This window comes from Maribacter sp. ACAM166 (assembly GCF_005771495.1).
Classification (GTDB): domain Bacteria; phylum Bacteroidota; class Bacteroidia; order Flavobacteriales; family Flavobacteriaceae; genus Maribacter.
The window spans coordinates 59,010-81,440 of record NZ_VAUW01000007.1; the positions used below are offsets into that span (position 1 = coordinate 59,010).

20 protein-coding genes are annotated in these 22,431 nt (G+C 36.4%); 15 read left to right on the top strand and 5 right to left on the bottom strand.

The features are described from left to right. Nucleotides 1–2: 2 nt before the first annotated feature. Nucleotides 3–752: a DeoR/GlpR family DNA-binding transcription regulator gene (locus tag ES765_RS07265; protein ID WP_138112724.1), complete on the bottom strand. Its 750-nt coding sequence runs from the start codon at nt 750–752 to the stop codon at nt 3–5. Nucleotides 753–955: 203 nt separating this feature from the next. On the opposite strand from ES765_RS07265, the gene nagB reads away from it, so the two are divergent. The 8 genes from nagB to acs all read left to right on the top strand — a co-directional run bounded on the left by nagB (nt 956) and on the right by acs (nt 12,432). Then, nucleotides 956–2,884, top strand: coding sequence for a glucosamine-6-phosphate deaminase (nagB, locus tag ES765_RS07270; RefSeq protein ID WP_138112726.1), 1,929 nt, complete (start codon nt 956–958; stop codon nt 2,882–2,884). A 60-nt stretch (nt 2,885–2,944) separates the two neighbouring features. After that, a complete protein-coding gene (locus ES765_RS07275; RefSeq protein ID WP_138112728.1) occupies nt 2,945–4,462 on the top strand; it encodes a glycoside hydrolase family 10 protein in 1,518 nt (505 codons plus the stop codon). 1 nt (nt 4,463) lies between these two features. After that, nucleotides 4,464–5,738 (top strand): MFS transporter, encoded by a 1,275-nt coding sequence (locus tag ES765_RS07280; protein ID WP_138112730.1) that lies wholly within the window; start codon nt 4,464–4,466, stop codon nt 5,736–5,738. Continuing rightward, nucleotides 5,731–7,287, top strand: coding sequence for a glycoside hydrolase family 3 protein (locus ES765_RS07285; RefSeq protein WP_138112732.1), 1,557 nt, complete (start codon nt 5,731–5,733; stop codon nt 7,285–7,287). The genes ES765_RS07280 and ES765_RS07285 overlap by 8 nt, the downstream gene beginning before the upstream one ends. Before the next feature lie 53 nt (nt 7,288–7,340). Next, a complete protein-coding gene (locus ES765_RS07290) occupies nt 7,341–8,417 on the top strand; it encodes an anhydro-N-acetylmuramic acid kinase (protein WP_138112734.1) in 1,077 nt (358 codons plus the stop codon). 40 nt (nt 8,418–8,457) lie between these two features. After that, nucleotides 8,458–8,718: a DUF4212 domain-containing protein gene (locus ES765_RS07295; protein WP_138112736.1), complete on the top strand. Its 261-nt coding sequence runs from the start codon at nt 8,458–8,460 to the stop codon at nt 8,716–8,718. A 34-nt stretch (nt 8,719–8,752) separates the two neighbouring features. After that, a complete protein-coding gene (locus ES765_RS07300) occupies nt 8,753–10,447 on the top strand; it encodes a sodium:solute symporter family protein (protein WP_138112738.1) in 1,695 nt (564 codons plus the stop codon). Nucleotides 10,448–10,524: 77 nt separating this feature from the next. Continuing rightward, nucleotides 10,525–12,432, top strand: coding sequence for an acetate--CoA ligase (acs, locus tag ES765_RS07305; protein WP_138112740.1), 1,908 nt, complete (start codon nt 10,525–10,527; stop codon nt 12,430–12,432). Nucleotides 12,433–12,610: 178 nt separating this feature from the next. Here acs and ES765_RS22565 read toward each other — a convergent pair whose 3' ends face one another. From ES765_RS22565 to ES765_RS07320, 4 genes are all read right to left on the bottom strand, one after another. Continuing rightward, entirely contained in the window at nt 12,611–12,922 is a 312-nt protein-coding gene (locus ES765_RS22565; RefSeq protein WP_262710675.1) for an SCO family protein, read from the bottom strand. A gap of 22 nt (nt 12,923–12,944) precedes the next feature. Then, a complete protein-coding gene (locus ES765_RS22570) occupies nt 12,945–13,253 on the bottom strand; it encodes an SCO family protein (protein WP_262710676.1) in 309 nt (102 codons plus the stop codon). After that, a complete protein-coding gene (locus ES765_RS07315) occupies nt 13,250–14,827 on the bottom strand; it encodes a tetratricopeptide repeat protein (RefSeq protein ID WP_249356271.1) in 1,578 nt (525 codons plus the stop codon). Before ES765_RS07315 ends, ES765_RS22570 begins: the two co-directional genes overlap by 4 nt. 293 nt (nt 14,828–15,120) lie before the next feature. Beyond that, nucleotides 15,121–16,344, bottom strand: coding sequence for a multidrug effflux MFS transporter (locus ES765_RS07320; RefSeq protein WP_138112744.1), 1,224 nt, complete (start codon nt 16,342–16,344; stop codon nt 15,121–15,123). 108 nt (nt 16,345–16,452) lie between these two features. On the opposite strand from ES765_RS07320, the gene udk reads away from it, so the two are divergent. The 7 genes from udk to lepB all read left to right on the top strand — a co-directional run bounded on the left by udk (nt 16,453) and on the right by lepB (nt 22,420). Further along, on the top strand, nt 16,453–17,067 hold the full coding sequence (udk, locus tag ES765_RS07325) for a uridine kinase (protein ID WP_138112895.1): 615 nt from the start codon (nt 16,453–16,455) through the stop codon (nt 17,065–17,067). Next, a complete protein-coding gene (locus tag ES765_RS07330; RefSeq protein WP_138112746.1) occupies nt 17,067–17,399 on the top strand; it encodes an FtsB family cell division protein in 333 nt (110 codons plus the stop codon). The genes udk and ES765_RS07330 overlap by 1 nt, the downstream gene beginning before the upstream one ends. A gap of 188 nt (nt 17,400–17,587) precedes the next feature. Further along, nucleotides 17,588–18,361: a ParA family protein gene (locus tag ES765_RS07335; RefSeq protein WP_138112748.1), complete on the top strand. Its 774-nt coding sequence runs from the start codon at nt 17,588–17,590 to the stop codon at nt 18,359–18,361. Between the two features lies 1 nt (nt 18,362). Next, nucleotides 18,363–19,268 (top strand): ParB/RepB/Spo0J family partition protein, encoded by a 906-nt coding sequence (locus ES765_RS07340; protein ID WP_138112750.1) that lies wholly within the window; start codon nt 18,363–18,365, stop codon nt 19,266–19,268. Beyond that, the gene (locus ES765_RS07345; protein WP_171017254.1) at nt 19,261–19,920 is read left to right on the top strand and encodes a DUF5683 domain-containing protein; all 660 of its coding nucleotides are present in this window, start codon (nt 19,261–19,263) and stop codon (nt 19,918–19,920) included. The genes ES765_RS07340 and ES765_RS07345 overlap by 8 nt, the downstream gene beginning before the upstream one ends. A gap of 2 nt (nt 19,921–19,922) precedes the next feature. Beyond that, nucleotides 19,923–20,624, top strand: a complete 702-nt coding sequence (dapB, locus tag ES765_RS07350; RefSeq protein WP_138112752.1) for a 4-hydroxy-tetrahydrodipicolinate reductase — start codon at nt 19,923–19,925, stop codon at nt 20,622–20,624. A gap of 98 nt (nt 20,625–20,722) precedes the next feature. Beyond that, nucleotides 20,723–22,420: a signal peptidase I gene (gene lepB, locus ES765_RS07355; RefSeq protein WP_138112754.1), complete on the top strand. Its 1,698-nt coding sequence runs from the start codon at nt 20,723–20,725 to the stop codon at nt 22,418–22,420. Nucleotides 22,421–22,431 lie beyond the last annotated feature (11 nt).

The following is a 22,431-nucleotide window of genomic DNA, read 5'->3' on the forward strand; positions in this document are numbered from 1 at the left end:
ACTTATATGATTTTTATGTCGTGATTTTTGAAGGCATTTAGTAATTTATTTTCGGGATTCAGTTCCGTTATCATCGTATTTATAGAATTGATATCGCAGGTTTTATACCGATGTTGAGAATTTAATTTTTCTGAAATGGATAATAGAACCGTTTTTTTGGAAGCCTTGATGACGGCCTTTTTAATCTGAACAATATCCCAATCAAATTCGGTTAGTCCGTAAATAGCATCAACATAACCCGTACCTATAAAACTATAATCAAATCGAATTTCTGATAAATGATGAATTGCATTTGCGCCTATAGCTATCTGTGCCTCCTTGGAAATCTGCCCTCCAATAGAAATTAAATTAAGGTTCGCCTTATTAGATAATTCCATAGCAACCGGAAGACTAATCGTAAAACAAGTAAGGTTTAAATTTTCTGGAATAATTCTAGCTAGCTCCATACACGTAGTACCACCATCTAGAAAAATAACTCCACCATCCCGCAAAAGACTCACTGCTTTGGTCGCAATAGCTACCTTATGCTCTAACTTATAAATATTTGTATTTCTAGCGCTATTATTCATGGATCCCAAAGAGATAGCACCGCCATGCACTTTCCGTAATTTATTATCTGCATCAAGTTCTTTAACATCTCGCCTTACCGTATCGATTGACACATCTAGAGCTTCAGCTATATCGGTATTTAAGATTCTGTTGTGAAGATCTACTTCATTTAAAATGGTTTGTTGACGTTCTTCTTTAAGCATTTAATAGCGACTTATTTTCCAATAATTAAAGCAAAGATAGCAATTTAATTGATTTGCCGTTTTATGTCGCTAATGTAATTTAAACACCATAAAAAAAGCAACTAACCGCAACAAACAGCATATATTATCGCAAAAAACAGCATACAATAAAATTAACGCATATATTTGCATGATTTTAAAACCTAAAACTTCATCGTAATCATATGAAAAGTACCCTTAAAGACAGTAAAATTGACATTGCCCACCAACCAGTTGGGCAATTTGAGGAAACACGATTTGAAAAAATCCACAATGTAATATTCCAAGATTCTGATCTAGCCTCTATTCAAGTTGCGCAAGAAATTGCTAGTCTAATTAAGAAGAGACAAGGTCAAAAAAGAAACTGTGTTCTAGGTTTAGCGACCGGTTCATCTCCAATTGGAGTATACGAAGAATTGGTGCGTATACACAAAGAGGAAGGTTTAAGTTTTAAGAATGTAGTTACGTTCAATTTAGATGAGTACCTACCTATGGAACCCAACAACATTCAAAGTTATTTTTACTTCATGCATGAGCATCTCTTTAACCATGTAGACATACCTGAAGCGAATATTCATATTCCAGACGGAACGGTAAGTAATGAGGAAACCACTGCATACTGTCTTTCATACGAACGAAAAATTAAAGAGCATGGCGGACTAGATTTTCAATTATTAGGTATAGGAAGAACAGGTCATATTGGTTTTAATGAACCGGGATCACATTCAAACTCTGGCACCAGGGTAATTACCCTAGATCATATAACCCGTGTCGATGCAGCACCTTCTTTTTTGGGAATAGATAATGTACCCAGAAAAGCGATTACCATGGGTATTTCAACCGTAAGAAATGCTAAGCGCATCATTCTTTTAGGATGGGGCCAGAATAAAGCCGGTATAATTAAAAAGACTATTGAAGGTGAGATTTCATCTCATGTACCTGCCACCTATCTGCAACTTCATGACAACTGTACGTTTGTCTTAGACACTGGCGCAGGTAGTGAACTTACAAGAAATAAAACCCCATGGTTGGTTGATGCTTGCACATGGACAGATGAACTAAAGGCTAAGGCAATGGTATGGCTTTGTGAAACTACCGGTAAAACTATTTTAAGTTTAACCGATAAAGATTATAATGATAATGGGATGGCAGACCTTTTAGCTTTGGAAAATGCCTACGACCTCAACATTAAAATGTTCAACAAATTACAGCATACCATTACTGGTTGGCCAGGAGGTAAACCAAATGCCGATGATACGAATAGACCAGAACGTGCCACACCTGCAAAAAAGCGAGTTATAATATTCAGCCCTCACCCAGATGATGATGTTATATCAATGGGAGGCACATTTGATAGGTTGCTAGAACAAGGGCATGAGGTACATATCGTCTATCAAACTTCTGGAAACATTGCCGTATCTGATGCCGATGCAAGAAAGTATGCAGAGATAGCTTTGCAAATCAATCCGTCAGAAGAGGCTAAAAAAATCATTAAATCGATTACCGAAAAGAACGAGACTAAAATAGATTCGGCCGAAGTACGTAATTTGAAAGGTAAAATAAGACGCGGTGAATCTTATGCCGCTACCAGATATATGGGCTTAAATGATGGACACGTACACTTTTTAGATCTCCCTTTTTATGAAACAGGAACCATAAAGAAGAAAAATCTATCTGAAGAGGATACAGCTATAATGGTAGATATTATTACCCAAATAAAACCACATCAAATTTATGCAGCAGGAGATTTGGCTGACCCACATGGCACACACAAAGTTTGTTTAGATGCTGTTTTTGCAGCGTGTATAGAGTTAAAAGCAGCATCTTTCATGAAAGATTGCTGGTTGTGGTTATATAGAGGTGCATGGCATGAATGGGATATCAATGAAATTGAAATGGCAGTGCCTATGAGTCCGGGTCAAGTACTTAAGAAGAGAAATGCTATTTTCTGTCATCAAACCCAAAAAGATGGGGTTATGTTTCAAGGCGATGATTCGAGAGAATTTTGGATGCGAGCTGAAGAACGCAATCGTAATACGGCCAATAAATATAAAGCATTAGGTTTGTCATCATATGCTGCGATGGAAGCCTTTGTACGGCATAAATTCGATTAACATTTAAATTGATTAAAAAGGCCTATTTTAGTTCTAAAATGGGCCTTTTTTATTACTATTATGTCAAAATATATAACCGTACTTCTTAGTATTCTTTTATTGAATTCCTGTGGAATTTTCAACACCTATAAAAAAAATCCAAAAACAGAATTTAGAGGTGTTTGGATTGCAACGGTCGTAAATATTGATTGGCCGAAAAATGGCAATGACACTACTAAAAAGCAAAAAGAAGATTACCTTAAAATTCTAGATTTTTACCAAAAGGAAAATTACAATGCAGTCATTGTACAGGTGCGTGCCGCAGGCGACGCTTTTTATGATTCTAAATATGCTCCATGGTCTAGATTCTTATCAGGCGAAGAGGGCGAAGCTCCAGACTGGAATACTGATGTACTCGAATGGATGGTGCTGGAGGCGCACAAAAGAGGAATGGAATTTCACGCATGGTTAAATCCATACAGGGCCACATTCGATGAAAATTTTGAGGTTCTTGCTGAATCCCATGATTACTGTACCCATCCCGAATGGATAGTACATTATGGTAAAAAGAATTATTACAATCCGGGATTACCAGAAGTTAGAAATCAGTTTTCAAAAATTGTTGCCGAAATTGTGTCTAGTTATGATGTAGATGCCATTCATTTTGATGATTATTTTTATCCGTATAAAATTAAGGATGCCATTTTTAATGATTCCGTTGCATTTAAAACCTATGCTAAACCAAATCAGAATATAGATGACTGGAGACGAAGCAATATTGATTCTTTAGTAAAACAAACACACAATACTATAAAATCTATAAAACCATGGGTTCAGTTCGGTGTAAGTCCGTTCGGGGTTTGGAAAAATAATTCTACCGACCCTAGAGGGTCAAATACCAAAGCAGGCCAAACTACCTACGAAGATTTATATGCCGACCCATTACTTTGGATGGAAAAGGGCTGGATAGATTACTTGGCACCACAAGTGTATTGGAGCATGAACTTATCGGTCGCTTCTCATAGTACTATTGTTGATTGGTGGTCGAAAAATAATTACAATACTAATTTATACATTGGCAACGGCGCATATAAAATTAGGAATAACACTGATGCCGCTTGGAATGATATAAAAGAATTACCTAAACAATTGGCACTAGCGCGTGAAACACCTCAGATATCTGGAAATATAATGTTTAGTGCAAAATCGCTCATGACCAATAAAGAAGATGTGGTTGAATATATCCATAAGAAATTTTATAAAATGCCAGCGCTAAATCCGGCTTTCCCATTTTCAAAAAACAGAGAAGTAAAAGCTCCCCTTCTGATAGACACCGAACAAACGGAAAGAGATTTTATCCTTCATTTTGATGACACAATTGGTATGCGTTACGTCTTAATTTATAAATCTGGTCGTAACCAAAAAGAAGACTATCCGATTAAAAAACTAATTTCAAAGATATTTACAAATGGTATTTCTAATAAGGTTCACATTCCAAAAGAGCAAATCTCAAGCAACTTTATAGGGCTCAGTTTTATAGATGTGTATGGTGTTGAAACAGAACCTATGCTAATAAATCTTAAAAGACTCACGAAATAATATGGTACAAAAAGATAAAGGAGCATGGGCATGGGTACCTGTTCTATATTTCACACAAGGTTTACCATATGTACTAGTGGTAACCGTCTCGGTAATCATGTATAAAAAATTAGGTGTAAGCAATGAAGATATTGGGCTTTATACCAGTTTATTGTATTTACCATGGGTATTGAAACCATTATGGAGTCCTTTTGTAGACTTAAAAAGTACCAAGCGAAAATGGTTTTTAGCAATGCAACTCACAATTGCAGTTGCGCTTTTAGGAGTTGGATTGACTCTACCGACCAATATGTTTTTCATTTCTTCATTGGCCTGTTTCTGGATGGCCGCATTTGCTTCAGCTACCAATGATATTGCTTCAGATGGTTATTATATGCTTGGGCTTACTGAAAAGAAACAGTCTTTTTTTGTAGGTATGCGAAGTACTTTTTACAGATTAGCAATGGTAACCGGTGAAGGGTTGATTGTGGTTTTAGCCGGATTCCTAGAAAACAAATATGGTGATAATACAAAGGCATGGAGCATAACCATGTCGGCAGCAGCTTTTTTAATGTTGATTATGACTGTCGCAAACTTTTTTGTCACTCCAAAATATGAATCGGAAAATGCAGAAGTAAAGGAAAAACCTCAAGGATTTTTAGAAGTGTTTTCATCCTTCTTCAAAAAACCGGGTATTGGTATTGCGTTAGCTTTTATTTTAACCTATCGTTTAGGTGAATCACAATTGGTAAAAATGGCTTCACCTTTTCTTTTGGACACCCCTGACAAAGGAGGCTTGGGCTACTCAACAGAACAGCTTGGAACCATCTTTGGTACGGCAGGAGTTATTTTTCTTTCTATCGGAGGAATTCTTGGTGGGATATTAATTTCAAAAGATGGTCTAAAGAAATGGATGTTGCCTATGGTATTGTCCCTTAACCTTCCTAATATCTTATATGCAATATTGGCCGTAACCAATACGACTAATATTTATGCAGTCACCGCAACCGTTATTTTTGAAAAATTCGGGTATGGATTCGGTTTTGCAGCCTTCCTCATGTATCTCATTTATATTTCAGACGGCAAATCAAAAACATCACATTACGCCATAGCAACGGGTTTTATGGCATTAGGCATGATGCTGCCTGGTATGATTAGCGGCTACATACAGCAATGGTTAGGGTATGACGGCTTTTTTATATGGGTTGTACTTGCAGCTTTACCTGCTCTTTTCTTAATAAAATTCATTTCCTATCCCGCAGATTTCGGTAAAAAAACCACAGTTCCCAATGAATAAGATCATATCAACTTCAGAAGCTCTTGACAACCTTTCTACTCCTGAAAAAGTAGGTCAACTATTTATGCCTGCAGCTTTCATTAATGATACAGAAGAAGAAATAGTACGCCTTGAAAAACTAATTTCAAAGTACCACGTTGGCGGACTTTGTTTCTTTCATTCTAGAGCAAGTGCAGCTACTAATTTCGAAGGAAAGAAAAAAGTAGTGCAAAATGAAAATAGTTTTGAGGTATTAAAAAACCTCATCATCAGATATCAAAAAGCGGCCACTTATCCCCTATTAATAGCTATTGATGCCGAATGGGGACTTGCTATGCGTATAGAAAACACGCCTCAATACCCGTACGCTATCACCTTAGGCGCGAATGTTAATAATGTAGACCTGACTTTTGAGGTAGGGAAACAAATTGCCAAAGACTGTAAAGCAGTTGGGATTCATTGGAATCTTTCTCCTGTAGTTGATATTAACACGAATCCAGATAATCCTGTTATTGGTTATCGTTCTTTTGGCGATACTAAGGAAAATGTAGTTTCCTTAGCAAAGGCATATATAAAAGGAACACAAAGTGAAGGTGTGCTAACGAGTATAAAACATTTTCCTGGGCATGGAGATACGGCGACAGATTCTCATTTAGGATTACCGGTAATTGACAAAACAAAAGTTGAGCTTGTGCAGAATGAGCTATATCCTTTTCAAAAACTCATAAATGAAGGCGTGGATTCAGTAATGGTCGGACATTTGTCCGTTCCCGCATTGACTACAGACACAAATCAACCTTCTAGCATCAATAAAGATATCATTACTGGGGTCCTTAGAAACGAAATGGGGTTTGAAGGTGTGGTGATATCCGACGCCTTGAACATGCATGCAGTTTCAAAAAATTATCCCGTTCCCGGTGAATTGGAATGGCTGGCATTTGATGCCGGAAATGACGTATTATGTTTTGCCGAACATATAGAAAAGGGAATACAGATGATTCTAGAAAATGCTTCCGAAACTCAAATTAATAAAAGCATTGAACGCATCTGGAAACTAAAAGTAAAGGCTTTTCAAAACACAGGCTTGAAAGGAAGTTTAACAGATCCAAGTGTGCTAAATCGTAAAATTGCTAAGCAGTCACTCACTCTACAGGTAGGCACCTCGTATGCTATTGAACAATTTAGAAAAACCAATCATTGTACAATCACCATAAAACGCTATAGCACCAATCAAACTGAAGAGGAAATCTTAGCAGCTATAAAGGAGATGAAACATGAAATCACCAATGAAACTGAGGTTCTTTTACTTCTGACTCCCCCGCAGATTAAACCCACGAATAATTTTGGGTTCCTACAAGAGGAAATCGATTTTGTCAATCACCTCATACAAACGAAGAAAGTAGTTCTGTATCATTTTGGAAATCCGTATGCGCTAAAGTTTTTTAATACCGTTAAAACAGTTGCTACCGTTATTGCCTATCAAAATTTTAAGGAGTTTCAAGATGTGGCCACCGAACATTTTTTGGGAACATTAAAAGCGAAAGGCAAACTACCAGTATCCCTGAGTTAATTGGATATTAGCCTATGGTATCAACACGATAGTCATCAAAAAAAATATTGAAAATGAAAGTATATAAAATCATTGGTCTAATGTCCGGCACTTCTTTAGACGGTTTAGACCTAGCCTATTGCCATATTTGGGAGAAAAATAGCACATGGGAATTCGATATAAAGAAAACCAAAAGTGTATCCTACAGTTCAGAAAACCTGAATTCGCTTAAGGATGCAATTGATTTATCCGCAGAAAAATTAATTGAATTACATAATAGATATGGTACGTGGTTGGGCGAACAGGCATTAGCATTTATTAATGATAATGAGCTGGAAGTCGATTATATAGCAAGTCATGGGCATACTACGCACCACAGGCCTGAAATGGGTGTTACTTTTCAGGTAGGATCAGGTCAGCATTTAGCAAACGCCAGTGGCCATACGGTAATCAATGATTTTCGAACAAATGATGTAGCCCTTGGCGGACAGGGAGCACCATTAGTACCCATTGGGGACCGTATATTCTTTAACGAATATGATTTCTGTCTTAACCTTGGTGGAATTAGCAATATATCGTTTGAAGTCAAAGACAAACGAATTGCGTATGATATCGGTTTGGCAAATATGATTTTAAACTACATCACCAGAAAGGTTAATTTAGATTATGATGAGGATGGTAAATTAGCAAGAAGTGGCAACGTAAATGAGGGTATGTTGAATCGATTGAACGACCTTAAATACTACCTGCTACCCCATCCAAAATCTATTGGTTATGAATGGTTTTTAGAAGAGGTTGTACCTATAGTAGAAGATACTATAGATGCTATTGAGAATTTACTACACACCAGTATTCACCATATTTGTGATAAAATAGCACAACAGGTTAAATTAAACGCTAACCATGAAAAACAACGATTGCTAGTAACTGGTGGAGGTGCTTTAAATTCTTTCTTAATAGAAACCTTACAAAACAAATTGGGTGAAGCTACTAAAGTAATCATACCAGAAAAAATTATTATTGAATTTAAGGAAGCACTGGTCTTTGCTTTAATGGGTGTATTACGGGCTGAACAACAAACAAATGTTCTCTCTTCTGTTACAGGTGCAAAAAAAGATTCTTCTAGTGGCGTAGTTTACCTACCTAATTAAACTTTTTTACCTAATTTACTGCATTGTAATTTGAATTGAAATGTCAGAAAAACAAAAGAAAGCATCAGCGTATTGGAAAGAGAACGCGAAGTATCTATTTATACTATTATCAATATGGTTTATAGTTTCCTTCGGTGCTGCCATATTATTTAAAGATGCCTTGGATACCATAAAAATTGGCGGTTTTAAATTAGGCTTCTGGTTTGCCCAACAAGGCTCAATCTATGTTTTCGTAATCCTCATATTTGTTTATGTGCGGTTAATGAACAAATTGGATAAAAAATACAACTACAACGAATAGACCAACATAAAATCAACCACCAAAAAACCATAAAATGAGTGTTCAAACTTGGACGTATATTTTAGTAGGGGTTACCTTTACCCTTTATATCGGAATCGCAATATATTCTAGAGCCAGTTCAACAAAGGACTTTTATGTTGCCGGTGGCGGAGTATCTCCACTTGCCAACGGAATGGCTACTGCCGCAGATTGGATGTCGGCCGCCTCATTTATTTCTATGGCAGGTATTATTTCCTTTGCTGGATATGATGGCTCCGTATACCTAATGGGATGGACTGGTGGGTATGTTTTATTGGCACTATTATTGGCTCCTTATTTACGTAAGTTCGGAAAATTTACGGTTCCCGATTTTATTGGTGATCGATACTATTCTAAAACGGCACGTATCGTTGCAGTTATCTGTGCGCTAATAGTTTCGTTTACGTATGTCGCCGGCCAAATGCGAGGTGTAGGTGTGGTTTTCTCTAGATTTCTTCAAGTAGATATCGACACTGGCGTAATTATAGGAATGGTCATTGTTTTATTTTATGCCGTTTTAGGCGGCATGAAAGGTATCACCTATACACAGGTAGCACAGTATTGTGTTTTGATTTTTGCTTTTATGGTACCTGCTATTTTTATTTCGATACAGATGACAGGAAACCCAATTCCACAATTGGGCATGGGTTCTACTCTGAATGATGGTTCAGGAACCTTTTTACTTGACAAATTAGACGGACTCTCAACCGAACTGGGGTTTAATAAATATACCAATGGCTCTAAATCATTGACCGATGTATTTGCAATTACCCTGGCATTAATGGTTGGTACTGCAGGTTTACCCCACGTAATCGTACGGTTTTTTACAGTAAAAAAAGTGAAGGACGCACGTAAATCTGCAGGTTTAGCTCTTCTTTTAATTGCTATTTTATTTACAACTGCACCTGCTGTATCCGTATTTGCAAGAACGAACTTAATCAATACAGTCAGTGAGAAAGAATATTCAAATATGCCCGTTTGGTTTAAAAACTGGGAAGAAACCGGACTATTGGCTTTTGACGATAAAAATGCTGACGGTAAAATTCAATATGTAGCCGATAAACAAAAAAACGAACTTACCATAGACAATGACATCATGGTGTTGGCTAATCCTGAAATTGCAAATTTACCTGCATGGGTAATTGCTTTAGTAGCGGCCGGGGCTCTTGCCGCTGCACTTTCAACAGCAGCCGGTCTTTTACTGGTGATATCAGCATCAGTTTCGCATGACTTGGTAAAAAAAGTATTTAATCCTAATATATCGGATAAAGCAGAATTATGGGTTGCTAGAGGTTCAGCTACAGTCGCCGTTGTTATTGCAGGTTATTTCGGTATCAATCCGCCTGGTTTTGTGGCAGCCGTTGTGGCACTAGCTTTTGGTTTGGCAGCAGCTTCATTTTTTCCGGCAATAGTACTCGGTATTTTTTATAAGAAAATGAATAAAGAAGGAGCTATTAGCGGTATGATTGTCGGTATTTTGCTAATGCTTTTCTATATGACCAAATTTAAGTTCGGTTGGTTTGGTGGCGGAACTCAAGCTGACTGGTGGCTTGGTATTTCACCCGAAGGCTTCGGTAGTATTGCTATGATTGCTAACTTTATAGTATCGATTGTCGTTTTACAATTTACACCTGAACCACCAGAATACGTACAAGAAATTGTAGAGAATATTAGAATACCTAGTGGAGCCGGTGAAGCGACAGGACATTAGTTACACTAAATCAAATTGCATTTTAAAAATCAAATAGGTGTTCACAGCACTAAAGCATATAAAAATCAAGTTGTAGAATGAGTAATTATCACATAAAGCATTTAGAGGAATATTTTCAAGTATATCGTAAATCAGTTGGCAACCCTGAAGCTTTCTGGGAAGAAATTGCAGAAGAACATTTTGTATGGCGTAAGCGCTGGGATAATGTATTGAGTTGGGATTTTAAAAAGCCCGAGATTAAATGGTTCGAAGGCGCGAAATTGAACATAACCGAAAACTGTATTGATCGTCATTTACCAACTAGAGGAAATAAAACTGCAATAATATTCGAACCAAACGACCCGAAAGAGGAAGCGATTCATATCACTTATAGGCAATTGCACGAAAGGGTTTGCCGTATGGCCAATGTATTGTTGGATCATGGAGTGAAAAAAGGTGATCGTGTTTGTATTTACCTACCCATGATACCTGAGCTTTCTGTTGCACTATTGGCTTGTGCACGAATAGGCGCAATACATTCTGTAGTGTTCGCAGGGTTTTCTGCAAATGCTTTATCTACTAGAATCAATGATTCTGATTGTAAAATGGTACTTACTTCAGATGGTTCTTTCAGAGGGACTAAATCAATTGATTTAAAAGGAATAGTTGATAAAGCGTTAGAAGAAAGTCCGGGAGTGAAAAATGTTTTGGTAGTAAAACGAACAGGCTCCGAAATTCATATGGAAAAGGGTAGAGATAAATGGTTGCAACCTTTATTGGATGATGCTTATGCTGACTGTGTTGCTGAGATTATGGACGCAGAAGACCCATTATTCATACTATATACTTCTGGTTCAACAGGCAAACCGAAAGGAATGGTTCATACCACCGCTGGCTATATGGTGTATACGGCATATACTTTTAAAAACGTATTTCAATATGGAGAAAACGATGTCTATTGGTGTACCGCAGATATAGGCTGGATTACTGGGCATTCTTACATCTTATATGGCCCATTAGCCAATGGTGCAACCACACTAATGTTTGAAGGAGTTCCCTCCTATCCAGATTATGGTCGCTTTTGGGACGTAATTCAAAAACATAAGGTAAATCAATTTTATACCGCACCTACGGCCATTAGGGCCTTGGCTAAAGAGAAATTGGAATATGTTGAAAAGCATGACCTATCAAGTCTTAAAGTTTTAGGGTCTGTTGGTGAACCTATCAACGAGGAAGCATGGCATTGGTATAACAATAACATTGGTAAGAAAAATAGCCCTATTGTAGATACATGGTGGCAAACAGAAACTGGTGGCATTATGATTACGCCAATACCGTATGTGACACCAACGACACCAACTTATGCAACACTTCCCTTCATTGGTATTCAGCCCGTACTTATGGATGAGAATGGTAAGGAAATTAAAGGAAATCAAGAAGATGGTCGTCTTTGCATAAAATTTCCATGGCCTTCAATCGCTAGAACCATTTGGGGAAATCACGATCGATATAGAGAAACCTATTTTTCAGCCTACGAAAATATGTATTTCACAGGTGATGGCGCCCTTAGGGATGCCGTGGGTTATTACCGAATCACAGGCCGAGTTGATGATGTTATTATTGTTTCAGGTCATAATTTAGGCACTGCGCCGATTGAAGATTCAATAAATGAGCATCCAGCTGTAGCAGAATCTGCTATTGTTGGCTTCCCGCATGATGTAAAAGGAAATGCACTTTATGGGTATGTTATCCTTAAAGAAATAGGTGAAAGCAGAGACCGGGATAATCTTAGGAAAGAGATAAATCAACAGATAACCGAACTTATAGGACCTATCGCTAAATTAGATAAAATTCAGTTTGTATCTGGGTTACCTAAAACCCGTAGTGGTAAAATCATGCGTCGAATTTTACGTAAAATCGCAAGTAAGGATACGAGCAATTTAGGTGATACAAGCACACTTTTAAATCCAGAAGTGGTGAAAGAGATTATGGATAGTGCCCTCTAAAATTTGTTTTCAGGCCATTACCTGTAGCGTCTAATTACACAAACTTATCCTTCATCAAACCGAAATAAAAATCGGGTTTGGTGAAGGATTTAATTTTCAGACATAATTTAGCCAGTACTTTATTCTACTTTTAAGGAGTGATTTTCGAATTAGTACAAACTAAAATTTAATGTATTTATTATGAGTCTACAAGAATTCTTAAGTCTCGAAACAAACGAAGTATTTCTTCATCTTTAGTACCATCATAAACACCTCTTATTTGGCGTTTCTTATCAACCAATATAAAATTTGGGGTATGTATAAAATCTTGCTGTCCTCCATCACCTTGCTCAACAACAGCAAAATAACTTTTACGAGCCAATTCATAAATATGCTTCTTACTCCCAGTGGTTATGTTCCATTTTGAATCTATCGCTACTTTATCAGTTGCATATTTTCGTAGTATTGTAACACTATCAATTTCAGGTGTCACCGAAACAGATAATAACATGAAATTTTTACTATTTATAAACTCATTTTTGAATTTTAACCATATTATCTATCATAATTGGACAGATACTTGGACATTTCGTAAAGAAGAAATCAACGACATATACCTTATCCTTATAATCTTCTTGTGTAATTATTTTTCCATTTTGATTTATTAGTTCAAAAGCTGAGACAGTGTGGTTATCATGTTTGGACTGTAAACTAACATCCACTAATTCCATATTAAAATCTGAAGGATTATAAATAGGTAATATCTTACTGGTATTTCTATTACATGCGCTTGTGCATGTACTAATTAACCCAACAATCAAGAATGACCATCTACATTTCATGATGCTACATTTTGTTGAAGATATTTTTTAGCTTCTTTCAATTCAGGTTGCATACTTTGAGAATCTTGAGTAAGATCAAGCAATGCTTCAAAATAAAATTTGGCCTTCTCTATATTGTCAGAATGTTTTGTTGCTAATGCCGCACCATATAGACCACTAAACCTATTCGGTCGCCTTTGAAGGTTTAACTCATAGGCATCTAAAGCTTCATTAGGCTTATTTGATTTCAATAGCATATCTGCTAAAAGTTCATCTGCTGGTAAGATTTCACCTGGTGTAACTGGATGTTTCGAAGTCCTGCTTTCCATAGCCACTGCATACCTCATTTGGCTTAAAGCCTCCTCCTTATTGCCCTTTATAAATTCGAGCCAAGCTTCTATAGTTTGAACCTGAATAGCTACTTGATTTGCTTTATAGGTATCCCCTAAAGTTGTTAATTCTGCTTTAAAAAATTTCAATAACCCTAACTCCTGTTTAGTGGCTTTTAGATTATTTGTATGAATTGCTCCCAATGCCTTTGCGAAATGAAGTAATGATTTTTGCCAAGGAAATTTATGCCATTCCAATCCAGGTATTTGTGATAATTCTAACATTGAAGCTTCTTCCCAGTTTTTGTTCTCTACAGCAATGCGTTCTGGAATAGCGGCAGCGGTATAGGCGATTTTAAAGTTTGGGGGGAATATTTTTTTAAATGATTTTAAATAATCATATTGCTCCTCAGCTTTCCTATTTTCTCCAGTTTGGAGATAAGCATATACCAAATACCCCATAGCATGCACCTCTTCATCCCAATGTGCACCTGTGGAGACGCTTTCAGCATAGCAAACGGCAGATGATGCCGAATTAATATTCGTTTTAATCGATTCATTCCATAGTCCTAATCTTGTGAATATATGGGAAGGCATATGTTGTGCATGTGCAGAATTCGGAGCTATATCTGCATACCTCCTTGCCGTACTAAGTCCCAGTTTTGCCAATTCGGGATAATCATAAGAGTGTATAACATAATGTGCAATACCCGGATGGTTAGGCTCATTTTTAAACAAATCATCCAAAATTTTGCCGGCATTACGCTGTTTCGAATAACTTTTATCTGTTGGAACGGCCGAAGCACGAAGAGCCAATGCATAAAAGATAGCGACTTCTGTATCATCACTATACTCATGATACATGCTTTCCATCTTTTGAGCATAGCGTTCCTTTCTTGTTTGATTATCAATCGTTTCCCGATTTTTGTAAAAAGCTCCTATTGCATTTATATAGTGGGTTGCCTTTTCTGATTTAGGTAGTTTTTCCGCTAATATAAGTAGCTTCATACCCTTCTTCAAAACAGAAGGTTTAGGAGGTGCCCATAATCCGTGGTAAATACTCATAGCGACACCCCAATAGGCCATTGCGCAATCGGGATCAATATCAATAACTTGAACAAAAGCTTTCTCAGCTTCAATATATTCGAAAGAATGGAGTAATGAAATCGCAAGGTTAAAAGTCGCTCTTGTTTCATAACTACACGATTCAGAAAAATTCACCTCCCCAAATTGACCATTCCAACATAATTGTAGTTCACCTCTCAAAAGATTTAAAGAAGCTATGTCTTGAATCTGTTGCTTATTTTTGCACCCTGAAAAAATATTAGTAGTATCCCTAAGCTAATGTATATTATTTTTGATTTTTTAATTCTTCCCAAACTAGTATCCTGCAAAATTCCATATCTATTGAACAACTTCAATTTATGACTATTATGCTGTTTTTTAGATATTTAACGTGTCCATAGTCATGAAATACGTATGAATTGCTCACCTAACTGTTTATGATAGTAAGCGAGTTACCACAGAATAAAGTTTAAAAGTATTTAAGGCAACCTGGTTTAGTTGGTAAACGCATGATTATTAGCAAACAACGGACGCGTCTTAAATGCTAAAAACAGTAGAACGGACAATAATCCACATACACCTAAACCTGCAAAAAGTGCCCAGACAGAATCTTTTATAAAACTCCCCACAAAAATTGAAATAGGGATAGACAGTATTGTAGAAATAAACCCGGTTATAGCCGCACCTATACCCGCAATATGACCAATTGGCTCCATAGCAATAGAACGCATATTCCCCCAAATAAAGCCCAAACACAAGAACAATAGTGATAGAAACACCAATAAAATAGTTAAACTTGGATCTTCAGAATTCCAAAATAAAAGGCTATACCCTAGAGCAATCATCGTAAAGATTACCAATGCCAAAAAAGAAAGGTTACGCATACCAAAACGCAACACCAATGTACCGTTCATTAATGTGGAAAAACCTACAGAAAAAGCCAAGCCTGCAAAAACATAGGGAAAGGTTTCCGTTAGGCCGTACAGTTCTTCAAATACATGTTGAGCAGAGCTTAAATACACCAAAAATGAGCCTGTTATTAATCCTGAAATTATAGTACAAGAAACAGTCTCCTTGTACCTTAAAATTTCTTTAGTTCCTCTTACAAAAACTGATAGCGAAAACGGTACCATAAAATTCGGATTCAAGGTTTCTTTCTGTCGTTTCCAAAACCAAACACCCACCAATAATGCAAAAAACAATTGCATATAGAAAATACCTTCCCAACCCATCACGTCCATAATTGTTTTCCCTATGGCAGGTGCAACTATAGGCACCAAAATAAAGAAAGCAGTTACAAATGACATGATTTTGGCCATATAATCACCTCGATACGTATCACGAATAATAGAAATACTGATTGTTCTTGGTGCTGAAAGTCCTACGCCTTGCAAAACACGCCCTATGAGCATGATTTCAAGATTAGGTGCCAATAAACAAATGATACTAGCCACTAAAAAAACAGTAAATCCAAAATAAACAATGGGCTTTCTTCCCAAGCTATCGGACAGCGGACCAAAAAATAATTGACCTACCCCTAAACCCAAAAATATCATGGTTACCAGTAGCTGATTTCTAGTAGGATCCAAACTATGAATAGATAGGCCAATTTCAGTTATAGCAGGTAATATTGCATCAATTGCCAAAGCCACAATAGACATTAATGAGGCCATTAAAGCTACAAACTCAAAATTAGGTTTTACCTGTTCATTTTGCATCGTGCAAAAATAAGCCTTAGAAATACAAGCCATGTTAATAAAAGTTGAATTTTAAGTTTTGTGGAGTTTTGGAGTTCAAATATGTACTTTTACCCTAAAGTTATAGGTATGTTGATTATAGGGATAGCTGGTGGAACCGGTTGTGGAAAAACTACGGTGGTAAATCAAATTATAAATGAATTACCTAATGAGGAGGTATGTGTAATTTCCCAAGACTCCTATTACAACGATTTATCTCACTTATCATTGGAAGAAAGACGGAAAACTAATTTTGACCATCCAAATTCCATTGACTTTGCTCTTTTAGAACAACATTTGATTGCTCTAAAAAACGGAAAATCGATAGAGCAACCGGTTTATTCATTTTTAGAATGCAATAGAACAGCGAAAACAATACTTACGCATCCTACCAAAGTTATAATTGTTGAAGGAATATTAATTATGACAAACCCAGCGATTCGTAAAATGTTCGATATTAAAATATTTGTGCATGCCGATACCGACGAGCGACTTATTAGAAGGCTAAAAAGGGACGTTAACGAACGTGGCTGGAATTTAGATGAAACTTTAGAAAAGTATCAGTCTATCATTAAACCAATGCATGAACAATTCATCGAACCCACTAAAGAATATGCAGATATTATAATACCCAATAATAAATACAATACAGTTGCAGTTGAAATCGTAAGAAGTATTATCAATGAAAAACTAATGCAATCGTAATGTCGTTAAAAGATTTAAAACAAAAAAAATGGTTCAAGATCATGACTAATATGTATGTATTAGTATTGTCTTTTTTTGTCGTTTGGATGCTGTTTTTTGATACAAATTCATTGCTTATTCATCTTGAATTAAGACACGAAATCAAGAAGTTGGAAAAAACCCAAGACTTCCTAAAAAAAGAGATTTCAAAAGACAAAATAATCATTGAAAAATTATCATCTGAAGGTGAACTTGAAAGATTTGCTAGAGAAGAATATTACCTCAAGAAAAAGAACGAAGAAATCTATCTCATTGAATATGAGGACAGCTTAAAACAAAAAGATAACGAATAACTAGTATTCAACTTAATAAGTTTTTAATATAAAGTTGTACTGCCTTAAATCAGTATGCTTAACCATTTCATACTTAATAATTTAACGTTTTTTTAGTGAAATGGCTTTCGTTATTCACTTAGTGTTAACAAAATCCTGTCATTAACCTCACAAATAATCGTATTTTTACCGTCTAACTTACTTTACATATGGGCAAGATAATTGCTATAGCCAATCAAAAAGGAGGAGTAGGTAAAACTACCACTACGGTGAACTTAGCTGCATCGCTAGGTGTATTGGAAAAAAGGGTGTTGTTGATAGATGCCGATCCACAGGCCAATGCCACTTCTGGTCTTGGAATTGACGTGGATAGTGTAGAACTAGGTTCTTATCAACTTTTAGAGCACACAAAAAGTGCCAAGGAAACTATTATACAGACAACCTCTCCAAATGTTGATCTCATTCCCGCTCATATCGACCTTGTTGCCATTGAAATTGAATTGGTTGATAAGGAGGAGCGAGAATATATGATGAAAAAGGCCATTATTCACCTCAAGAAAGACTACGATTATATTTTGATAGATTGTGCTCCATCATTAGGGCTATTGACGCTTAATGCATTAACCGCAGCCGATTCAGTTATCATACCGATACAATGTGAATATTTTGCACTTGAAGGTCTTGGCAAACTTTTAAACACAATTAAAAGTGTTCAACGCCTGCACAATCCAGATTTGGACATTGAAGGCATGTTATTGACTATGTATGATTCTAGGTTACGCTTATCTAATCAAGTGGTAGACGAAGTTAGAAAACATTTTGGTGATATGGTTTTTGAAACGGTTATTCAACGAAATGTACGCTTAAGTGAGGCTCCTAGTTATGGAGAAAGTATTATCAAATATGATGCTTCAAGCAAAGGAGCGACCAATTATTTAAATATGGCTGATGAAATAGTCAAAAAAAATAAGCAGACGGTTTAGTATGGCAAAAGCGACAAAGAAACAAGCTTTAGGTAGAGGACTTTCGGCACTTCTAAAAGATCCGGAAAATGATATAAAATCTGCAACTGACAAAAACGCAGACAAGGTAGTAGGGAATATAATCGAACTTGATTTAGAACATATTGAGGTAAACCCATTTCAGCCGCGTTCTAATTTCAATGATGAATCTATAAAAGAATTGGCCACTTCTATTAGAGAACTAGGGGTGATTCAACCTATTACTGTCCGTAAGTTAGGGTTTAACGAATATCAATTGGTTTCTGGGGAAAGAAGGTTTCGCGCATCCAAGTTATTAGGATTAGATACTATACCAGCGTATATACGTATTGCAAATGACCAAGAGTCTTTAGAAATGGCTCTTGTGGAAAATATTCAGCGTCAAGATTTAGACCCTATTGAAATTGCGCTATCCTACCAACGTCTTATTGATGAAATTAATCTTACTCAAGAAAAATTAAGCGATAGAGTTGGTAAAAAGAGATCGACTATTGCTAATTACTTACGCTTATTAAAATTAGACCCTATCATTCAAACAGGAATGCGCGATGGGTTTTTAAGCATGGGACACGGAAGAACTTTGGTCAATATTCAAAATAAGCAAGACCAAATTACACTTTATGAAAAAATCATAAGCAATAACCTTTCCGTTAGGGATACAGAAAGCGCCGTAAAAGCTTATCATACTGAAGAATCTCCGAAAGAGACAAAAAAAACACTTAAAAATGACCCAGCGGTCTTTGTTCGAAAAGGTATTAAAGAACTTACAGATGCCCTTTCTGTAAAGGTAGATATAAAAGCCTCGGATAAATCTCAAGGGAAAATCACCATTCCTTTTAAATCTCAGGAAGAATTTGATCGTATCAAAAAATTGATTACAGGTGCTTAACAAATCAATACTATTTATTATTCTGCTATTTTTTATTAATTTCTGCTTTTCCCAAGAAGAACAGGAGACTGTACCTACCAAAGAAACAGATAGTATTCAAACCGCTCTTGCCGAACAAGATATGGTTATTCAAGATTCAGTTTCGTTTATCAAGAGTAAGAAAGAATTTAATCCGCTTGCTCCTAGCAAAGCGGCCTTCTTATCTGCTTTATTCCCTGGTCTTGGACAGATTTATAATAAAAGATATTGGAAAGTCCCTTTAGTCTTTGGCGCAATAGGTGGTAGTATTTATATGTACACCTATAACAATGACAATTATCAAAACTTTAGAACTGCTTTTAAAAGAAGACAAGCCGGTTTTACCGACGATCAATTTTATGATATAAACGGGGACAATACCGTTGGCGCTGATCCAGATTTAGATCTTGACGATCTTGAGTATCAACAAGAACGCTTTCAACGCGATCGTGATCTTTGGCTAGTTGTTGCAATAGGTATGTATGCGTTTAATATTGTTGATGCAAATGTGGATGCGCATTTAAAGCAATTTAATATTGATGATGACCTAAGTATAGATTTCGAACCTTATTTTGATTTAAATCAAGTGACCAATAGTCCCAATTACGGTATGGTCGTAACCATAAAATTTTAAAAATGAGAATCGCACTTTTTGGATACGGAAAAATGGGTAAAATGATAGAGCAAGTTGCCTTGGAACGTGGTCATAAAATTGTAGCCAGAATAGATAAAGAATCCCAGAATATTGATTTCAACACTATAGATGTAGCTATAGATTTCAGCATGCCCGAAGCCGCTTATGGCAACATTACTAATTGTTTACATAATACTATTCCAATTATTTCTGGAACAACAGGCTGGTTAGATCAGTATGACGATGCCATTTCGCTTTGTAAGGAAAAGAATGGTGCTTTTATTTATGCATCAAATTTCAGCCTTGGGGTAAATATTTTTTTTGAGCTAAATAATTATTTAGCCAAAATGATGCAGAAGCTACCCGAATATAAAGCAACTTTAGAGGAAATTCATCATACGCAAAAATTAGATGCTCCGAGTGGTACGGCAATAACCTTGGCTAAAGGTGTTATTGCGAATTCAGCTTACGAGCAATGGAAATTAGATGAAGACACCAATGGTTCATTACCCATAGTCTCTAAAAGAATTAGCAATACCCCAGGCACTCATACAGTCACCTACAACAACACTGTTGACAGCATCGAAATCAAACATACCGCTCATAATAGACAAGGCTTTGCTTTGGGTGCCGTAACCGCAGCCGAATGGATAATTGGCAAAACAGGTGTCTTCTCTATGCGCGATGTGTTAAACCTTGGTTAATTAACGTAACAATAGTCAAACAAGAAGACTGATGGGGCATTGATGTTATCAAATAGCAGTACATAAAATTCATTTTATTTTTATAAAAAACAAAACTCATGAACGCTACCCAATGGATTATTTTCATACTCATTGTACAAGTAATACATTTTTTAGGTACTTGGAAATTATATGTTAAAGCTGGCAGAAAGGCATGGGAAGCTGCTATCCCTGTTTACAACGCCATTGTACTAATGCAAATTATCAATCGACCAAAGTGGTGGGTAATTCTTTTGTTCATCCCTATAATCAACTTATTGATGTTTCCTATTATTTGGGTGGAAACCATTAGAAGTTTTGGCAGAAACAGCAGGTTGGAAACCTGGTTAGTAGTATTCACATGTGGATTTTACATTTATTATGTGAATTATTCTTTAGATATCATATACATTAATGATAGAAGTCTGCAACCCAAAACAGCGATGGGTGAATGGGTGAGCTCCATTTTGTTTGCCATTATTGCAGCGACCTTGGTACATACTTATTTCATACAACCTTACGTAATACCAACGGGGTCTCTCGAGCGCACTTTAAGGGTAGGTGATTTTCTTTTCGTAAGTAAATTTCATTATGGTGCACGAACCCCAATGACAACAGTTGCCGCACCCATGGTTCATGACACTTTACCTGGTTTAGGAATACCTTCCTATTTAAAAAAACCACAATTACCTTATTTTAGACTTCCAGGATTTACTAAGGTAAAAAGGAATGATATAGTGGTTTTCAGTTGGCCAGCCGATACCGTTCGTGTATTCTTTAAAAAAGAAAAAGGGGTAAACAAACCTATAGATAAAAAGTCGAACTACGTAAAGCGATGCGTAGGTGTTCCAGGAGATTCTTTGGAGGTGCGCAATGGTTATGTTTTTATAAACGGCCAACAATTGGAGCTCCCTGGCAGTGCAAAACCACAATTTGATTATAATATATATAGCTCAAAAGGGGTTTCATCTCGATTGTTTGAGAAACTCGACATGACAGGTTATACAAGAAAGTATCTTTCAGACCCTCTAAACCAAGAGCAAGTTAATAGTCTTAGAAGTTATCTCATCGGTTATAATCAGTCAGCAAACGGACAAATCGAACTCTATACCGAAAGCACTGGTATACCCGCCAATGTTATATCAAAATATAGATTATCATTAAAAGAAGTAACCGACCGTGAGCGGCTTGTACCCTTAACAGCTAATATGGTTGAAATACTTAGAAATGATTCTACTATCGACTCAGTTGTTCAAAATGTCTCTTTGAAAGGAAGAAGGGGCATCAATTTATTTCCTCAAAGTCCAGACTATCCGTGGAATTATAGTCAGATGGGAGCTATTTACATTCCAGAACAAGGAGCTACAGTTGCTTTGAATCTTAAAGTTTTACCGCTTTATAAAAAAATCATTAGAGAATATGAAGGAAATGAAATTTCAGTTTCTGGTAATCAAATAAATATTAACGGTAAACCCGCAACCAGCTATACTTTTAAGCAAGATTATTATTGGATGATGGGTGATAATAGAGATCACTCTGAAGATAGCAGAGCGTGGGGCTATGTTCCAGAAAACCATATTGTAGGCACCCCTATTTTCATTTGGATGAGCTTTGATAATTTCACACAGGGAATTAGCAATTGGAAACCAAGATGGGACCGTATTTTTACAACAGTAAATGGTGAAGGTGAACCGCAATCATACTTTAAATATTTCTTAGGATTATTGGCGGCATATTTCGTAGGAAATTGGTTCTGGAAACGTAGAAAAACTAATTGACTCTATAATAA